This window comes from Streptomyces sp. NPDC002130, assembly GCF_040296465.1.
Lineage (GTDB): Bacteria > Actinomycetota > Actinomycetes > Streptomycetales > Streptomycetaceae > Streptomyces.
In genome coordinates this window covers 1-1,569 of the sequence record NZ_JBEOXI010000745.1, presented here as the reverse complement: position 1 = coordinate 1,569, position 1,569 = coordinate 1, and the positions used below count along the sequence as shown (strand labels likewise).

The following is a 1,569-nucleotide window of genomic DNA, read 5'->3' as shown; positions in this document are numbered from 1 at the left end:
GCTTGAACATCTGCGACAGTACGGCGGCGATCGGACCGTACGTGGCCGCCAGCACCAGTCGCATGACAGCGAAGGTCAGGAAGATCAGGAACACGGATCCGGACTTCAGCACCAGGAACTGCGGCGCTGCGAGAATCGCGACTGCCGCAAGGCCCCAGATGACGACGCGGACGCGTCCCACCTTGTCGCCGAGCCACGCCACTCCGAGAGTCGCGATCAACTCGACCACGGCAGCAACACTGAGCGCGTTGAGAATCAACGTCTCGGACAAACCGACATCGGGATCGGTTGCGTACGCCGTGATGAACGTCGTCACGAGGTAGTAGCCGCCGACTGCGACGGGCAGAATGCCGATGCCCAGGATGATCGGGCGCCAGTTGGTCACCAGCGCGTACTTGAGCGGCAGCATTTCCGGTACGTCCGCGGACTTCACCTCGGACTCGAACACCGGAGACTCTTCGACCTTGAGGCGAACGACCAAGCCCACCAGAATCAGCAGCGCAGAGCAGAGGAACGGCAGACGCCAAGCCCACTCGCGCAGAGCGTCGTCGCCGAACGTGGAGAGAATGCTGAAGAAACCGGTGGCCAGAAGCGCACCCGCAGGATTGCCGAGCTGGGCGAAACCGCCGTAGAAAGTCTTCTTGTCCTCGGGTGCATGCTCGACGGCCATCAGGACCGCGCCGCCCCATTCGCCACCGACGGCGAAGCCCTGGACGAAACGGAGCAGAACCAGCAGCAGCGGCGCCCAGAACCCGATCGACGCGTAAGTGGGCAACATGCCGATGAGGAAGGTGCCTGCACCCATCAGCGTCAGCGTGACGACGAGTGCGGTGCGCCTGCCCATCTTGTCACCGACATGGCCGAACACGATTCCGCCGAGCGGGCGAGCGAAGAACCCGACGGCGTACGTCGCGAACGCCGCCGCAACACCGGTCAGGCGATCGGTTCCGGGCGGGAAGAAGATGTCACCGAACACCAGGGCGGCTGCCGTGGCATATACGTAGAAGTCGTACCACTCGATAGTTGTACCGACGAAGGCTGCGAATCCCGCCTTGCGGGCCTTCACGATCTGTTGCTCTCGGTTCATTACTTTTCCTCGGTGGTCGAAGTGCTCGACAATAGGTGGTTATGACCTGAATGTGCGAGTTCGCCGTCGATCCAGGTCTCTCGGACCTCGATCTGCGCAATCGCGTCGGCCGGAACCTCGAGGGGATCCGCGCCCAGAATGACGAAGTCGGCCCGCTTGCCGACCGAGATGCTGCCCAGCTCTGCTTCACGGCCCAGCGCACGCGCACCGTTGAGCGTGTGAGCCTGCAATGCCTGGTCGGCGGTGATGCGGAGTGCATCGGAGCCGAGCTGATGGCCCTGACGCGTCACACGAGTCACGGCTGCCTGAATTGCTTCGAGCGGCTTGGGCTCGGCGACGGGTGCGTCGGAGCTGATGGTCACCGGAACCTCGGCAGCGATGAACTCGCCGTGATGAACGGGGGCCGTGTCGAGCAACTGGGCGCGCCCACCGAGCTCTACGAGAATCCGCGCACCACGTTCGTCGCGAACTTCCTCGCACAC

General features: G+C 63.5%; 2 protein-coding genes. Both read right to left on the bottom strand.

The genetic code is table 11. The annotated features are described in order from the left end of the window. A partial coding sequence (locus tag ABT116_RS45080; protein WP_351646834.1) for an MFS transporter occupies nt 1-1,087 on the bottom strand: 1,087 nt, incomplete at its 3' end. Continuing rightward, nucleotides 1,087-1,449, bottom strand: coding sequence for an amidohydrolase family protein (locus tag ABT116_RS45075; RefSeq protein ID WP_351646832.1), 363 nt, complete (start codon nt 1,447-1,449; stop codon nt 1,087-1,089). The genes ABT116_RS45075 and ABT116_RS45080, both read right to left, overlap by 1 nt. Between the last annotated feature and the right edge of the window lie 120 nt (nt 1,450-1,569).